This window comes from Bacillus sp. 103mf, assembly GCF_900116295.1.
Taxonomy (GTDB): Bacteria; Bacillota; Bacilli; order Bacillales; family Bacillaceae_G; genus Bacillus_A; species Bacillus_A bruguierae.
In genome coordinates, this window is record NZ_FPAF01000003.1 from 17,481 (window position 1) to 33,528 (window position 16,048).

18 protein-coding genes are annotated in these 16,048 nt (G+C 36.3%); 15 read left to right on the forward strand and 3 right to left on the reverse strand.

Annotated elements, in window-relative coordinates; translation table 11 throughout:
• Positions 1 to 2 precede the first annotated feature (2 nt).
• The 6 genes from BM350_RS09600 to BM350_RS09625 all read left to right on the forward strand — a co-directional run bounded on the left by BM350_RS09600 (position 3) and on the right by BM350_RS09625 (position 4,895).
• The gene (locus BM350_RS09600; protein ID WP_090912541.1) at positions 3 to 770 is read left to right on the forward strand and encodes a menaquinol-cytochrome c reductase cytochrome b/c subunit; all 768 of its coding nucleotides are present in this window, start codon (positions 3 to 5) and stop codon (positions 768 to 770) included.
• 204 nt (positions 771 to 974) lie between these two features.
• Entirely contained in the window at positions 975 to 1,565 is a 591-nt protein-coding gene (locus tag BM350_RS09605; protein ID WP_090912539.1) for a lipoprotein heptaprenylglyceryl N-acetyltransferase LhaT, read from the forward strand.
• Positions 1,566 to 1,745: 180 nt separating this feature from the next.
• Complete coding sequence (locus BM350_RS09610; RefSeq protein ID WP_090912537.1) at positions 1,746 to 2,432, forward strand: lipoprotein intramolecular transacylase Lit; 687 nt, start codon at positions 1,746 to 1,748, stop codon at positions 2,430 to 2,432.
• 146 nt (positions 2,433 to 2,578) lie between these two features.
• The gene (gene ypjB, locus BM350_RS09615) at positions 2,579 to 3,361 is read left to right on the forward strand and encodes a sporulation protein YpjB (RefSeq protein WP_090912535.1); all 783 of its coding nucleotides are present in this window, start codon (positions 2,579 to 2,581) and stop codon (positions 3,359 to 3,361) included.
• Between the two features lie 120 nt (positions 3,362 to 3,481).
• Positions 3,482 to 4,165: a zinc metallopeptidase gene (locus BM350_RS09620; RefSeq protein WP_090912533.1), complete on the forward strand. Its 684-nt coding sequence runs from the start codon at positions 3,482 to 3,484 to the stop codon at positions 4,163 to 4,165.
• A gap of 97 nt (positions 4,166 to 4,262) precedes the next feature.
• Positions 4,263 to 4,895 (forward strand): uracil-DNA glycosylase, encoded by a 633-nt coding sequence (locus BM350_RS09625; RefSeq protein WP_170857674.1) that lies wholly within the window; start codon positions 4,263 to 4,265, stop codon positions 4,893 to 4,895.
• A gap of 221 nt (positions 4,896 to 5,116) precedes the next feature.
• Here BM350_RS09625 and BM350_RS09630 read toward each other — a convergent pair whose 3' ends face one another.
• From BM350_RS09630 to BM350_RS09640, 3 genes are all read right to left on the reverse strand, one after another.
• Positions 5,117 to 5,911 (reverse strand): hypothetical protein, encoded by a 795-nt coding sequence (locus BM350_RS09630; protein WP_090912531.1) that lies wholly within the window; start codon positions 5,909 to 5,911, stop codon positions 5,117 to 5,119.
• A 285-nt stretch (positions 5,912 to 6,196) separates the two neighbouring features.
• Entirely contained in the window at positions 6,197 to 6,847 is a 651-nt protein-coding gene (locus BM350_RS09635) for a hypothetical protein (protein WP_090912529.1), read from the reverse strand.
• A gap of 439 nt (positions 6,848 to 7,286) precedes the next feature.
• The gene (locus tag BM350_RS09640) at positions 7,287 to 8,168 is read right to left on the reverse strand and encodes a YitT family protein (RefSeq protein WP_090912527.1); all 882 of its coding nucleotides are present in this window, start codon (positions 8,166 to 8,168) and stop codon (positions 7,287 to 7,289) included.
• 236 nt (positions 8,169 to 8,404) lie between these two features.
• Between BM350_RS09640 and BM350_RS09650 the strand changes: the two genes are divergently transcribed.
• The 9 genes from BM350_RS09650 (at position 8,405) to panC (ending at position 16,042) form a co-directional block, all read left to right on the forward strand.
• Positions 8,405 to 8,749 (forward strand): nucleotide pyrophosphohydrolase, encoded by a 345-nt coding sequence (locus tag BM350_RS09650; RefSeq protein ID WP_090912523.1) that lies wholly within the window; start codon positions 8,405 to 8,407, stop codon positions 8,747 to 8,749.
• Complete coding sequence (gene dapB, locus BM350_RS09655) at positions 8,746 to 9,546, forward strand: 4-hydroxy-tetrahydrodipicolinate reductase (protein ID WP_090912522.1); 801 nt, start codon at positions 8,746 to 8,748, stop codon at positions 9,544 to 9,546. Before BM350_RS09650 ends, dapB begins: the two co-directional genes overlap by 4 nt.
• A gap of 14 nt (positions 9,547 to 9,560) precedes the next feature.
• Positions 9,561 to 9,956 (forward strand): methylglyoxal synthase, encoded by a 396-nt coding sequence (mgsA, locus tag BM350_RS09660; RefSeq protein ID WP_090912520.1) that lies wholly within the window; start codon positions 9,561 to 9,563, stop codon positions 9,954 to 9,956.
• A 10-nt stretch (positions 9,957 to 9,966) separates the two neighbouring features.
• On the forward strand, positions 9,967 to 10,671 hold the full coding sequence (gene bshB1 / locus BM350_RS09665) for a bacillithiol biosynthesis deacetylase BshB1 (RefSeq protein WP_090912518.1): 705 nt from the start codon (positions 9,967 to 9,969) through the stop codon (positions 10,669 to 10,671).
• Entirely contained in the window at positions 10,668 to 11,813 is a 1,146-nt protein-coding gene (bshA, locus tag BM350_RS09670; RefSeq protein ID WP_090912516.1) for an N-acetyl-alpha-D-glucosaminyl L-malate synthase BshA, read from the forward strand. Before bshB1 ends, bshA begins: the two co-directional genes overlap by 4 nt.
• Positions 11,800 to 12,993 (forward strand): CCA tRNA nucleotidyltransferase, encoded by a 1,194-nt coding sequence (locus BM350_RS09675; protein ID WP_090912514.1) that lies wholly within the window; start codon positions 11,800 to 11,802, stop codon positions 12,991 to 12,993. The genes bshA and BM350_RS09675 overlap by 14 nt, the downstream gene beginning before the upstream one ends.
• Complete coding sequence (locus tag BM350_RS09680; protein ID WP_090912512.1) at positions 12,978 to 13,958, forward strand: biotin--[acetyl-CoA-carboxylase] ligase; 981 nt, start codon at positions 12,978 to 12,980, stop codon at positions 13,956 to 13,958. The genes BM350_RS09675 and BM350_RS09680 overlap by 16 nt, the downstream gene beginning before the upstream one ends.
• 399 nt (positions 13,959 to 14,357) lie before the next feature.
• Entirely contained in the window at positions 14,358 to 15,194 is an 837-nt protein-coding gene (panB, locus tag BM350_RS09685; RefSeq protein WP_090912510.1) for a 3-methyl-2-oxobutanoate hydroxymethyltransferase, read from the forward strand.
• Positions 15,194 to 16,042, forward strand: coding sequence for a pantoate--beta-alanine ligase (gene panC, locus BM350_RS09690; protein ID WP_090912508.1), 849 nt, complete (start codon positions 15,194 to 15,196; stop codon positions 16,040 to 16,042). Before panB ends, panC begins: the two co-directional genes overlap by 1 nt.
• Positions 16,043 to 16,048: the final 6 nt, after the last annotated feature.

Consider the following 16,048-nt stretch of genomic DNA (forward strand, 5'->3'; position numbering starts at 1 on the left):
CTATGCATCGCGGCAAAGGGATGAAGTTTGTCGGAGATTCGCGAGTACCTGCTGTCAGAAAACCGAATATTCCGAAAGATTATTCAGAATATCCAGGCAAAACAGAAGCGTTTTGGCCAAACTTTTTATTAAAAGAGTGGATGGTTGGTGCCGTCTTTTTAATTGGTTATCTTTGTTTGACGGTAGCGCATCCATCGCCACTAGAAAGAATTGCAGATCCTACAGATACAGGATATATACCACTTCCAGATTGGTATTTCTTATTTCTGTATCAATTGTTAAAGTATTCTTATGCATCTGGTCCGTATACGGTCATTGGCGCATTTATTATGCCAGGCATCGCATTTGGCGCATTATTACTTGCTCCATTTCTTGACCGGGGGCCAGAACGCGGTCCGTTTAAACGTCCAGTTGCAACAGGATTTATGCTTTTAGCGTTGGCATCCATCGTTTTCCTAACGTGGGAATCTGTTGCTACGCATGACTGGGCAGCAGCGAAAAAGCAAGGTGCAATTGTAAAAACAGTACAAGTTGATAAGAATGATGACGGTTATAAAATTATGCAAAAAAATACATGTTTAACATGTCACGGTGAAAACTTGCAAGGGGGAGCAGCTGCACCAGCATTGCAAAACTTGACATTAAAGCCAGAAGAAATTGCGAAAATTGCAAAAGATGGAAAAGGTGCAATGCCAAAAGGTGTTTTTAAAGGAACAGATGAAGAGTTGAAGAAACTATCGGCATTTATTGAGAAATATAACAAAAAATAAAGTGAAACTTCCATTAGTGGGGGTCTTACTGTTCAAAATAGAAAAACTGACTACAACTTTGTAGTCAGTTTTTCTATTTTGAGCAAGGAATTTGCTATAATAAAGTAAAACTTTTATCAGTGTGGGATTGTAGCCCGATGCATTCTTGTTACGATTCATGCATCAAAGTGATGTTCATTTTTGGAAAGTTGAGGTATTTACATTTTGGCGTTTATATATTTGTTATTAAGACAACGTTCTTTTCTATGGCTTTTGCTTATTATTAATATTTTGGGGACGATTTACGGATACATTTGGTATAAAAGCCAATTGATAGAAACGCCGGCTATTTTTTGGCCGTTTGTTCCAGATAGTCCGACTGCAAGTTTGTTTTTTGTTTTTGTATTAATTGCGTTTATACAAAAGAAAAATTGGGGTCTAATGGAAGCGTTAGCAGTTGTGACATTGGTCAAATATGGGATTTGGGCAGTTGTAGTAAATGTATTAACTCTTATTATAACCGGTTATATTGGAATAGAAGGATATACACTCATTGTTTTTCATCTTGCAATGGCTGTACAAGGACTTTTATACGCACCATTTTATCGAATGAAATATTGGCATTTTATTATTGCAGTTATATGGACATTGCATAATGATGTTGTGGATTATTTATGGGGACAAATGCCGAAATATAGTGTCATGTATATGTATGACCGACAAATTGGCTATTTTACATTTTGGCTTAGTATCGTTGTTTTAGCTACTACATATTATTTTTGTCTAAGAGAGAAAAGACTAACGTTTTCTTTATAAAGTGAAACTTCCATCAGTGGGGGTCGGGTTATCCCCCACTGATGGTTAGTTGAACCAATCGGGCTTTTATGGGCAGTTACCCCTCCCAACTATCTTCTTTGTTTCCCTTTGTATCTTGAGGTGGGGTTCTTACTGCCCGTTAAAGCGGGATAAATAAAAAATAGGGAATGGGGAAGATGAATGAGTTCACATAGCGTATATTCAAAAATTTGGAATGGAGTCTTATTATGCATTGTTCCTTTTTGTATCGCCTTTTGTATTTTTTCAATAGCAGTCATGTGTGTTGTATATGGGAAAGAAATTTATTACATAGAGATTGATATGTTAAATATTCCTGAAACAGCAAGTATGACAAAAGAAGTAATTATTCAAAATTATAATGCGCTTATTACTTATTTTTCTCCTTTTTATAATAAACCATTACATTTCCCAACTTTAGATATGTCCGAGAAGGGAAGAATTCATTTTGTTGATGTGAAAAATATTCTTGTTGCAATTCAATATGCTATGTATATAAGTATTTGTATCTCTTTTAGCGGGGGAGTCTATCTTATACGGAAACAAAAAGAAAAGTTTTTGTTGTATGCAGGGGTTCTTACAATTGTATTTCCAATCGTACTCATACTCCCAATCGCAATCAATTTTGAAAAGAGTTTTGTATTTTTTCATAAACTTCTCTTCCAAAACGATTATTGGTTGTTTGATCCAGAGACTGATCCGATTATTCGTATGTTACCAGAGCAATTCTTTATGCATGCTGCCTGTATCATTTTATTACTTATTTTGTTTGGGAGTGCTTGTTGTTATTTTCTATATCGTTTTTTTATGAAAAAGAGAGGATTGCATGTAGGAGGTTACAACAGCTAAAATAAAATTACCAAAAATCGGTGGGGAATATTGTATATTAACTTTTATTTGATAACATAAACCTCTCACTTTAATCGGGATAGGTTCAAGGTCTATTCTTGTCCACTAGTTCATATATTGAACTAGAAGCTATAGGGGGGACAAGAATGAAAAAAGTATTAGCTGGAATCATAGCGTTTATGTTTATATTGTTTCCTATTCGGATATATGCAGCTACATGGAATGAGCTAAATGGATTATTAGATGACTCGCTCCTATTTGTAAAACAAGAAGAGTATGACAAAGCGACGCAACTGTTAACATATTTTTCAAAGCAATTTTTAACGGTCAATCAAAAAAAGAAAATAGCACCGGAGCATATTCGCGTGATTTCTCTTGCTTATGATAGAGCATTACAATCATTAGAAGGACAAGGAACTGATAAACAAATTAAAATAGATGATGTGCTCGCACTTCGTCTTGTGTTAGATGCTGAAATATCAGAATATCAGCCGCTTTGGATGGAACGGGAAGAAAATATAATGAGTACATTTGGAAAAATGGAAAATGCAATGCAAAAGGAAGAACATGATCGTTTTCAACAAGCATTAAATGTATTTTTGCACGAATTTGATATTATTTATCCAAGTTTAATGCTTGCCTTACCGGAGGAACAGTTGCAACGTGTGAATTCTCATTTGTCGTATCTAGACGAATTTCGTCATATGATGATCCGAAATAAGAGCGGCCAAACACAAGTGAAGATTATAAAAGATGACATGAAGAAAATTTTTCGCACGGCGAAAAAGGATGAGATAGATTCTTCGCTTATATGGTTTATGACTGTAACAGGAGGTATTATTATTTTTACATTAACGTATGTTGGTTGGAGAAAATATAAAGGAGAAAAAGAGAAACAAAAAAGTACACTGCATTCAAAAAATAGATAAGTTTGTTTTCAAACGAAGTGAAATATAGAAACGATGTTGTAAGGTTTCTTTGTTGACAATGTTATGGGAAGAAAATAGAATGGTTATTACTATACAACAAAATTTTATGGGAGGTTCATGATGGGTTTTTACTTGATTTACTTTGCTATCATCATGATCATACCGATGTATGCACAATCTAGAGTACGCAGCGCATATAGTAAATACTCACAAGTGTATTCAACTTCTGGTATGACCGGAGCGGAAGTGGCTCGTAAGATTTTAGATGAGAATGGTTTGTACAATGTAGCGGTAGAAGAAACGCCAGGGCATTTATCGGACCACTATGACCCAAGATCGAAAACAGTTCGTTTATCGACGAACAACTATTATAGTCATTCTGTTGCTGGTACAGCGGTAGCTGCACACGAAGTTGGGCATGCGATTCAAGATGCAAAAGATTATAACTTTATGCGTTTCCGTCATGCACTTGTTCCTGTCGCAAATTTTGGCTCAAACATGTCGTGGGTTTTTATTATGATTGGTATGTTTGCGCATATGGCAAATTTGTTGTTATTAGGAATTATTTTGATAGCAGGCGGGGTATTATTCCAGCTTGTTACATTACCAGTTGAATTTGATGCATCAAAACGGGCAATGAAGCAAATTGAAGCGCTTGGTATTGTAACAACGGACGAATATGGTCAAGCTCGTAAAGTATTAAATGCAGCAGCTCTTACGTATGTCGCAGCAGCGGCCGTTGCAGTATTTGAACTGCTTCGTCTTGTATTAATTTATACAGGAATGCAACGTAATGATGATTAAAGGCTATCGAATTTGATAGCCTTTTTATTTTGTATTTTTGTTTTCATGATTATAACAGGATAAAAGATGAAAGTATAACATGAAAGAGGTGATAAACATGAAATATCCAGAGCTATTAGTAAAGCAAGCGAGAGAGCGAATGTCTCCCTATCCTGTTGAAGGCTTTGTATATGGACAGGGGCCACAAAATCCAAAAATGATGCTTGTGGGAGAAGCACCGGGCGAAACAGAAATTTATAACGGGATACCTTTTAGCGGAAGAGCTGGTAAGCAGCTTATGGATTTTTTAAAACGGATTGGTGTAACAAGAGAAGAAGTATACATTACGAGTGCAGTGCGTAGCCGGCCATATAAATGGGGGGAGAAACGAGAACGGAACGGAGAAATCGTGAAGCGTAAATATAATCGTACGCCAAATCAGCAGGAAATACTTGCTCATGCTTCGATTTTAGATTACGAAATTGAGCATATTTATGCACCTATTATTGTTACACTAGGAAACATTGCACTGAAACGTTTAGCTGGTTCAGACAAAAAGGTGTCAGAGATGCATGGTCAAATATTTACGCAACCTGTTCGGCGACTAGCAGATCCTAATAGCACAACCTATACGTGGACAGAGAAAACCTATACAATTTTCCCGACATTTCACCCCGCTTCCATTTTTTATAATCGCAGTTTATTGGATTTGATTTATGAGGATTTAGAAAAGTTGAGGGAGCATATTTAGTTTGATTTTTCGATATCTAAGTCGCTGCTATCGAAATACAATAGAATTTACATTCATTTTCTCCTTTTTTTAAAACATGGCATGTGGCAGGAAAAGGCTCTAGCCGCTTCTATGCACGGCCAGATGCTCTCTCCCCCTAAAAAGAGAGGGGGTGTGTTGGTTTTTTTATTGGCATTTATATGTTAAGTTGCCTTCTTTATAGTTATTCTATTGTTTCATAATCAAATATTATTGTTTTCTTTCTTTTCTTGTAAGTTTAGGATTTTTTTGGAATGTGGTATGTTGACATGCCTTGAAGCCATGGATTGTCTTCTTTGTTTTCTTGTAAGTTTAGGTTTCTTTTGAGGATGTACTATTTTTGAATGTCCTGAAGTAATGAATTGTTTTTTGAAATCAAAATAAAAATACAAATGTGTACTTAGAGCCAGGAAAACAATTGAAATAAATGAAAGGATAATGATCAGCACGATCGCCATAGATTTTTGGCTTAAAAAACCAATACTAACTTGACCGATAATATAGCCTAAACTTGAAAAGAGTACTATTTTAGGAACTTTTACATCTTCATCAGTTATTCTCCTTAAGCGGGCTGTAGAATATTTAATCCAGAATAACTCGGATTTATAAACAACTAAACCATATGCTATCAGCGATAGGATGAAAAATAAAGGTGATTCTAGTTCTACGAATTCGTAAGCTAATTTTTGAACAGCTATAAAGCTGCACAATGAAATACTAGATGCAACAAATCCGGAATATAGTAAATGTTGCAATTGAGGCTGCCGAGGCTTATAAAACAAAATCCAAATTCCCCATAGATTACATATTACATAAAACGGAAGAGCCGTGTAAGAGTATATACTGTACGGCGGAAATATGAATAGAATGATGAGTAGCAAAAAATTCATAAAAAACCATACGAAGGCCCCGATAATATTTCTTATATCATATGGTATCAATATTCGTATACAATCATCTATGTTGTTGCCGTTATATTTGTCCATTATGCACCTCATGAAAAATTAAAAGATTTTATCTAATTCTTATCCACTTCTTCATCTAACCAGTTTGCCAATAACCCTTTCCAAAACAGATTTTCCTTCGGTGTGAGAGAAATGAAATTTGCAAGCCTCAATACTAGACTCAGCTTATGAAAAAGGCTGAGTCTTCTGACAAATGGAGTCATCGATAATGGCTAACTATGGGTTGGCGCTTTTATTCTACCGAAGGGATTTGTTTATCTCTCTTTTTATACACTTTTTCATTTGCAAATATGTGTAAGGGATTTTGCTCAACTCAAGTTAAGAATTAAAGGAATCTAACTTGTTTTGTTGCTTTTTTAGGTCAAAATAAAAATAAAGATATACACCATATATACCAAACACAACAGCCAGGAAAGAAAAGACTAAAATTAAGAGGATTGCTAAACCATTTTGCGATAATGAACCTATACATATCTGTCCAATAATATATCCTAGTCCTGAAAAATAAACAATTGGAGAAATTTTTATGTTGTTTGTTTCCTCATTGTTTAATCGTCTTAAAAAACTTGTTATCCCAAGAGAGATTAGTTTATAAATTGTAAAAATGTAAAGCGAAAAAGTAACAATAAAAAAAAGTGGTGTTTCAATCTTAATAAAAGTATAAGCAAACTTTTGAATCACTATAAAACTTCCGAAAGAAAAAGTTGCTCCCATGAATCCATTATATAATATATGTACTAATCTTAACTCATGTGGTTTATAAAAAAATAACCAAATACCCCATATATTAGATATCAAAAGAAAAGGTAAAATTACATATAAATATATGGTAAAGGTCGGAGGAAATAAAAATGGTGTTAAGATCATAAAGTTAATAACAACCCACACCATAATGACACTTGATCTAACACTAAAGGGCATCAATGTTTGAATAATTTGTTCTGTGCTTTTTCCGTGATATTTTTCCATATTCATCTCCCAAGAAAATTAAAAGATTTTATTTAATATAATTTCGATTCCAGATTTAATTCGACCTTTTACCGAATCCTGTTTGCTATCATGATTCCAATCATTGTTTCATGATTAACATACTAGTTAATACATATATTTCTTTACTTGATAACATAAGAGTCTCAGTAGTCAAATAGTCCCACTCCCTAACTTAATATATAATCTCTAGGAAATATAATACAATAAAAAAATAGTTCAATATAGTAATAATTAGTTTTTGAAGTCATAAGAATTCTAAAAGTACGACGGGTAAAGTAACTCAATGAAGGCTTTTTAGGATAACAAAAAACAAAATTTTTCTTTTAAAATTCAAAAAGACAAGAAGAGCTCTCATATTCGAAAGCTTTTCTTGTCTTTTGTTTAGAAAAAAATGAGTGATTTCGAAGAATCTTCTTCATTAATTATGTAACGGGTTTTTATTCTCATCCAGCGTAAATCCTTCACCAACTACGTCATGTACGTCACTTACTGCAACGAAAGCATGAGGATCAACAGATGTAATAATACTTTTCAGTTTTACAATTTCATTTTTTGCAACCACGCAATATAAAACGTGTCGTTCCATTTTTGTATATGTACCGATTCCTTTTAAGAAAGTTGCTCCGCGGTCCATCTCTGATAAAATTTTTTCGGCAATTTCATCATTTTTCTCAGATATAATTGTTGCTCCTTTTGCAGCGTAGGCTCCTTCTTGCATAAAATCAATGACTTTTGCACCGATAAAGACAGCAACTAATGTATACATTCCTTCTCGGTATGATAAATATGTAAGGATTGATAAGATAATGACAACGGCATCAAACATAAACATCGTTTTTCCCATACTCCAGCCGATATATTTATGTGCTAACCGTGCAATAATATCAACACCACCTGTTGTGCCGCCATACTTGAAAATAATCCCTAATCCAACCCCGATAAATAAACCAGCAAACAAAGCGGCAAGTGTCATATCATTTTGTAAGTTTAAATGTAAATTTAACGCATCATAACGCTGGAAAACCCAAAGAAATAATGAAACACTAAATGTCCCAATTAATGTGTACAAAAATGTTGCACGACCGAGCATTTTCCAACCGATAAAAAAGATTGGTATATTTAAGAGTAAGTTTGTATAGGAAGGATCCAGTGAAAATAGAAAGTAAAGCAGCAATGTAATCCCAGTAAAACCGCCTTCTGCTAAATGGTTTTCAATATTAATATTGACGATGCCAAATGAGAAAATAGCAGAACCAACTAGAATGAAAAGAATGTTTTTCATTTTTAAATTTAATTTCATGCGAATCCCCCTAGTATGTAGTAATGATCTTAGCTTGTTCTTATGGATAGTATACGTAATATATAGAAAAATTGGCAAGAAAACTTCACACATAGTAAGCATGGAGAAAGAGGGAATCGTCCTTTCAAAGTCAGAAGGGAATCAGTATCCTCAAAAATGCGATAAATAAGCGATAACATTTGTCAAATCGTTATGAATTGGCTAACATGATAATGGAAGGATTAGAGGTGAATAACATGGAACAAAAAACAATGAAAGATATGCAAAAGGAAGTAGATGCATATATTGGTCAATTTAAAGAAGGATACTTTAGTCCGCTGGCGATGCTAGCTCGTTTGACAGAAGAGATGGGAGAGCTTGCGAGAGAAATTAATCATTATTATGGTGAAAAGCCAAAGAAAAGCACAGAAAAAGAGCGTACAATTGAAGAAGAGCTTGGCGATGTGTTATTTGTGATGATTTGCATGGCAAATAGTTTAAACATTGATTTAGAAACGGCTCATAATATAGTTATGGAAAAGTTTAATACGCGTGATAAAGATCGCTGGACGCGTAAAGAAGAGGGAGAGAAAGAGAAATGAAAGAGATTAAAGTAATTATTGCAGGGCCAAGAGGACGTATGGGACAAGAGGCGGTACTTCTTATGGAAAGAACACCGCATTTCAATTTAGTTGCTGCTGTTGATTATAAACATGGTGGAAAGAAAATTTCTGATATTGCTGGATTACCTAACATAGATGCTCCAATTTATACAGATTTACATACTTGTTTAGATGAAGTAGAAGCCGATGTTTTACTAGATTTAACAACACCGGAAATTGGAAAAAAACATGTAACACTTGCAGTAGAGCGAGGCATTCGTTCTGTTATCGGAACAACAGGTTTTACAGAAGAAGAATTACAACATTTAACAGAAAATGCAAAAGAAAAACAAGTTGGTACGATCATTGCGCCAAACTTTGCAGTTGGAGCTGTTTTAATGATGAAATTCTCGCAAATGGCAGCGAAATATTTCCAAGATGTTGAGGTTATTGAATTACATCACGACCAAAAATTAGATGCTCCGTCTGGCACAGCTGTGAAAACAGTGGATTTAATTCGTCAAAATCGTGAGCCAAAACAGCAAGGGCATCCAAATGAAACAGAACAACTAGAAGGTGCACGCGGTGCAAATGTTGATGGTATCCATATTCATAGCGTACGTTTACCAGGATTAATTGCGCATCAAGAAGTACTATTTGGCGGAGATGGACAAATGTTAACAATTCGCCATGATTCCTTTAACCGTGCATCATTTATGTCAGGAGTAAAACTTTCTATTGAAACAGTGATGAACTTAGATCATCTTGTATATGGTTTAGAAAATATTATTGACTAAAGGAGAAAGTGAAGATGAAGATTGCCTTAATTGCCCATGATAAAAAGAAAAATGATATGGTCTCGTTTACGTATGCCTACCAGCCTATTTTAGAGAAACATATGTTGTTTGCAACAGGAACGACAGGTCTTCGAATTATGGAGGCGACAGGTATGTCTGTGACAAGATATCAATCCGGTCCGCTTGGTGGAGATCAAGAAATTGGTGCAATGATTGCAAAAAACGATTTAGACATGGTGATCTTCTTCCGTGATCCATTGACATCACAACCGCATGAACCCGATGTAAATGCACTTCTTCGCTTGTGTGATGTATACTCCATTCCACTTGCTACGAATATGGCAAGTGCGGAGCTTTTAATGCATGCATTAGAGCGAGGCGATTTAGATTATCGAAAGCTACGAAAATGAGGGGAATAACATGAACGGATTACATATATTAGCTTTTGGTGCCCATGCCGATGACGTTGAAATCGGCATGGCAGGTACGATTGTAAAATATACGAAACAAGGGTATGAAGTTGGAATTTGTGATTTAACAGAGGCGGATCTTTCTTCTAACGGAACAGTGGAGCTTAGAAAACAAGAAGCGATAGAAGCAGCTCGCATACTTGGTGTACAGAAGCGTATGAACCTAGCGATACCAGATCGAGGCCTTTATATGAAGGAAGAGTATATTCAAGAGATTGTGAAGATCATCCGTACATATAAACCGCAGCTTGTGTTCGTACCATTTTATGAAGATCGTCATCCGGATCATGCAAACTGTGCAAAACTTGTAGAAGAAGCTATATTTTCAGCAGGAATTCGTAAATATATGCCGGAAATTGCGCCGCATCGGGTACAATCACTCTATTTCTACATGATTAATGGTTTTCATAAACCGGATTTTTGTATCGATACTAGTTCTTATATTTCTGATAAGATTGCTGCGCTAGAAGCGTATGAAAGTCAGTTTACAAAAGGACCGGACGGTGTGATTACTCCGTTGACGGAAGGATATGTAGAGACAGTTGTAGCACGGGAGAAAATGTTTGGAAAAGAAGTTGGCGTGAAGTATGCAGAAGGGTTTATGAGCAAAAGACCAATTCTATTAGATGAAGATTTAATAGGGGGAGAAAAATGAAATTAAAAATAGGGATTACTTGTTATCCTTCTGTTGGCGGTTCTGGAGTGGTTGGGACGGAATTAGGAAAATTATTAGCGGAGCGCGGACATGAAATTCATTTTATTACATCAGGATTACCATTTCGTTTAAATAAAGTGTATCCGAATATTTATTTTCATGAAGTGACAGTGAATCAATATTCTGTTTTTCAATACCCTCCGTATGACTTAGCGTTAGCAAGTAAAATGGCAGAAGTAGCGCAGAGAGAAAAGCTGGATGTACTGCATGTACACTATGCAATTCCACATGCAGTTTGCGCATATTTGGCGAAGCAAATGATTGGCGAGAATATTAAAATTGTAACAACATTGCATGGAACAGACATCACTGTATTAGGGTCTGATCCTTCTCTAAATAATTTAATTCGTTTTGGAATTGAACAATCGGATGTTGTGACGGCCGTATCACACTCACTTATTGAAGAAACGTATGAATTAATAGGCACGCAAAAAGAAATTGAAACAGTTTATAATTTTATTGATGAGCGTGTGTATTTTCAGCGAGATATGTCACAGTTACGAAAAGAATATGGAATACAAGAAGACGAAAAAGTACTCATTCATATTTCGAACTTTCGTAAGGTAAAGCGTGTTCATGATGTTGTGAAATCATTTGCCCTCATTGTAAAACAAGTAAAAACAAAATTATTACTTGTTGGTGACGGTCCTGAGTTTTGTACGATTGTTCATCTTGTGAAGCAGTTAGGAATTGAGGACAGGGTCTTATTTCTAGGAAAACAAGATAATGTAGCAGAGCTTCTGGCAATGAGCGACCTCATGCTGCTGTTGTCTGAAAAAGAAAGTTTTGGACTCGTATTACTGGAAGCAATGGCGTGCGGTGTCCCTTGTATTGGTACACGTATTGGCGGAATTCCTGAAGTCATTCAACACGGAGAAACGGGATATACATGTGAAATAGGAGATATAGAAGGCGCCTCGCAGCAAGCAATACAGCTTCTTCAAGATGATGCATTACATGCTAAAATGGCCAAGCGTTCCATGCAAGTGGCGTATGAGCAATTTGGCTCAGAAAAGATTGTTTCGCAATATGAAGCAATTTATTATGACATATTAAGGGATGACAAACATGAAACGATTTAAACAAGCGTCTTCAATTATTAAGACGTTAACACAAAACGGCTTTGAAGCGTATTTTGTAGGTGGGAGCGTGCGCGATTCTATCATTGGTAGACCAATTGGTGATATCGATATTGCGACATCAGCTTTGCCAGAAGATGTAATGCGTCTATTTCCACGTCATGTTCCTGTTGGAATTGAACACGGGACAGTTATTGTTTTACAAGAAGACATTCCATATGAAGTAACAACATTTCGAACAGAAGGAGATTATGAAGATTTCAGGCGTCCTAGCAGTGTGCAATTTGTTCGTTCGTTAGATGAGGACTTACAGCGCCGTGATTTTACAATGAATGCAATTGCTATGAAAGAAACGGGAGAAATAGTTGATTTATTTGGTGGACAAGAAGCGATTGTGAAGAAGGAAATTGCAACTGTCGGGAATCCAGTAGACCGTTTTCAAGAGGATGCCTTGCGAATGATGCGCGGCATTCGCTTTGTTAGTACACTAGGTTTTACAATAGAAGAAGGAACAAAACAAGCCACTATAGAATACGGACATTTACTGGAACATATCGCAATTGAAAGAATTGCAGTTGAATTTGAAAAGTTACTTGTCGGTACACATTGTGCAAAAGCGCTTCAGTTATTGGTAGAAACAAAATTATATGAGCACTTACCTTATTTACAAATGTGCGGGGACTTCATCTCAAAAGCAGCGAAACATGATTGGAGCTTTTTTAAAAATGACATTGAAGCATGGGCGTTCTTTCTATATTGCGTTAGGGAAGAACATCCATCTGTTTTTTTGCGACAATGGAAATTTTCGAATAAAAAAATAAAGGAAATTGTATCTGTTTTATTATATGTAAAAGCGCGAGAAAAACAAGAGTGGGATGCATGTTTATTATATAAAGCTGGGAAAGATGTTGCCGTTATGGCAGAGCGCGTATATGAAGGAATCATGAATACATATTTAAATTCGAATGTTGAGCATATAGGGAAAGTATATGATGATTTACCAATTTGTAATCGTCAACAATTGCAAGTCAGCGGGAATGATTTATTATCATGGTCAAAGGAACAGGCGGGACCGTGGGTTGCTAATGCATTGCAAAAAATTGAAGAAGAAGTCGTATATGGACGATTAAAAAATGAGAAAGAGTGTATAAAGGAGTGGCTGCATAGATGCAATCTGCTATAAGAAAACAGTTATTGCAAATCTTTTCTGAAGCTAATGGTGAATTTCTATCGGGACAAACGATTAGCGAGAAGCTTGGATGCTCAAGAACAGCCGTATGGAAACATATGGAGGTTCTTAGGGAAGAAGGATATGAGTTAGAGGCTGTACGACGCCTAGGTTATCGCATTGCAAGTAAACCGGACAAAGTAACGGCAAATGAAATTCAGCTTGGTTTACAAACAGAGTTTTTAGGCAGAACGGTATACTTTGAAGAGTCGGTAACATCTACACAGCAAATCGCAGCTCGTCTTGCTTATGAAGGAGCGGCTGAAGGAACGATTGTTGTTGCAGAGGAGCAAACAGCAGGTCGTGGCCGATTAAGCAGAAAATGGCATTCACCAAAAGGGACAGGAATTTGGATGAGCGTTATTTTACGCCCAACAGTTCCGATTCATCAAGCACCGCAATTAACATTGTTAGCTGCTGTTAGCGTAGCGCAGGCAATTGAAAAATGCACAAATCTTTCCGTCGGCATTAAATGGCCGAATGATATTTTAATTAATGGGAAGAAAGTTGTTGGCATTTTAACAGAAATGCAAGCAGATCCTGATAAAATTAATGCTGTTATTATTGGAATTGGCATTAATGTGAATCAAAAGCAAGAGCATTTTGCTGAAGATATCCAGCACATTGCCACCTCTTTAGCAATTGAATCCGGAAAAACGATTGTACGAGCTGAACTTATGCAGCAAATTTTCTTACAGATGGAAAAGCTATATAAAGAATATTTAGAACGTGGTTTTTCAGTTATTAAGCTTCTTTGGGAGAGTTACGCTGTGAGTATCGGAAAAGAAATTACAGCGCGTACGATGACAAATATAATTATGGGAATTGCAAAAGGGATTACGGCTGATGGTGTCCTTATACTTGAAGATCAAGACGGGGTCGTACATCATATTCATTCCGCTGATATTGAAGTAAAGTAAAACGTTGAGCAGCTATTTTTCACTTCTTTTCTTTGGTGATTATGAAAAACGAAGTCTCATTGTTCATTAAATTAGCATCAATATATAGCCCTTTGCTTAAAAAGAAGCGAAGGGCTATTGTATGTGAAAAAATGATTTTCTTTTTTAGAAAAGTATAGCAATTATGTTTTGCTATTTGTTATAATAAGGGCGAATATGGGCAGTATCAATAGGAACTGCACCGCTATGTGGGAAAATCAAAATAAACATGTGGTTCTGCCTTGATCCAAAATAGGACTGGGACAGAGGGATGAATATTGCCGAATGATACTACCCTTCTGCCTTTTTACGGTCAGAAGGGTTTTTTATATGTTTTTTCATCCGGCCATCTCCTCTCTCCAGGTACAGGAGGAGAAATTTGTGAAAACTGTGACGGATTTTTTGAAAATGAAAGAACAAAATGAGCCTATTGCGATGGTAACTGCGTATGATTATCCATCAGCAAAGTTTGCTGAAGAAGCAGAAGTTGATATGATTTTAGTTGGAGACTCGCTTGGAATGGTTGTGCTCGGCTATGACTCAACAATTCCAGTAACAGTTGATGATATGATTCATCATACAAAAGCAGTGCGCCGCGGTGCAAAAAATACATTTGTTGTAACGGATATGCCATTTATGTCTTATCACGTTTCACTGCAAGAAACGATGCATAACGCACGCCGCATTGTACAAGAAAGCGGGGCGCACGCTGTAAAAGTTGAAGGCGCAGATGAAGTTGTATCAATCATTCGTTTCCTTACGAATGCAGGTATTCCAGTTGTAGCTCATCTCGGATTAACTCCGCAATCTGTCGGTGTGCTAGGTGGCTACAAAGTGCAAGGGAAAGATGCAGAAAGTGCGAAAAAATTGCTTGAAGATGCGAAAAAATGTGAAGAGGCAGGAGCAATTGCCCTTGTATTAGAGTGTGTACCGATGCAATTAGCGGAACTTGTAACAAATCAACTATTGATTCCGACTATCGGTATTGGTGCTGGTAATAAAACAGATGGTCAAGTTCTTGTCTATCACGATCTTATTACGTATGGTGTGAATCGTGTTCCGAAATTTGTGAAGCAATATACGTCTGTACAAGAAGAAATTGTAAGAGGAATTGGACAATATGTTCATGAAGTGAAGCTGAGACAATTTCCAGAGAAAGCACATTCGTTTACGATGAAAGAAGAAGAATGCTTAGCGTTATACGGAGGAAAACAGTAATGAATATTCTTACAACAGTGCAAGAGATGCAGCAAATCGCAAGTGAGCTTCGTGCGAGCGGAAAAAAGGTTGGATTCGTTCCAACGATGGGATATTTGCATGAAGGGCATTTGACGTTACTGAGACAAGCGAAAAAAGAAAATGATATTGTCATGTTAAGTATATTTGTAAATCCGTTGCAATTTGGGCCGAATGAAGATTTGGACCGTTATCCGCGTGATATTGAGCGTGATGAGCGTTTAGCGCGTGAAGTAGAAGTAGATTATTTATTTTATCCAAGTGTCAAAGAAATGTATCCCACGCAGCGAACAACGAATATTGAAGTCATGAAGCGCACGGATGTTTTATGCGGAAAGCAGCGACCTGGTCATTTTGCTGGCGTTGTAACGGTATTGATGAAACTTTTCAATATTACAATGCCAAATCGTGCGTATTTTGGGATGAAAGACGCACAGCAAGTAGCAGTTATTGAGGGATTTGTTGCTGATTATAATATTCCTGTTACAATTGTGCCAGTTGATATTGTAAGGGAAGAAGATGGATTAGCACGCAGTTCTCGTAACGTCTACTTATCAGAAAGGGAACGCCAAGAAGCACCGCATTTATATAAAAGTTTATGTATAGCGAAAGAGCAAATCGCTAAAGGAGAGCGTAGTCCAGAAAAGATTACGCGCTTTATTAAAGAATATATTGAAATGAATACGCATGGTGTTGTCGATTATGCTGATATATATGCGTATCCAGATTTAACTGAGGCCCAGCAAATAAACGGACGCACGATCATTGCAATCGCTGTAAAGTTTGAAAATGCACGACTAATTGATAATATAACATTTACGGTTCAATAAGGGGGA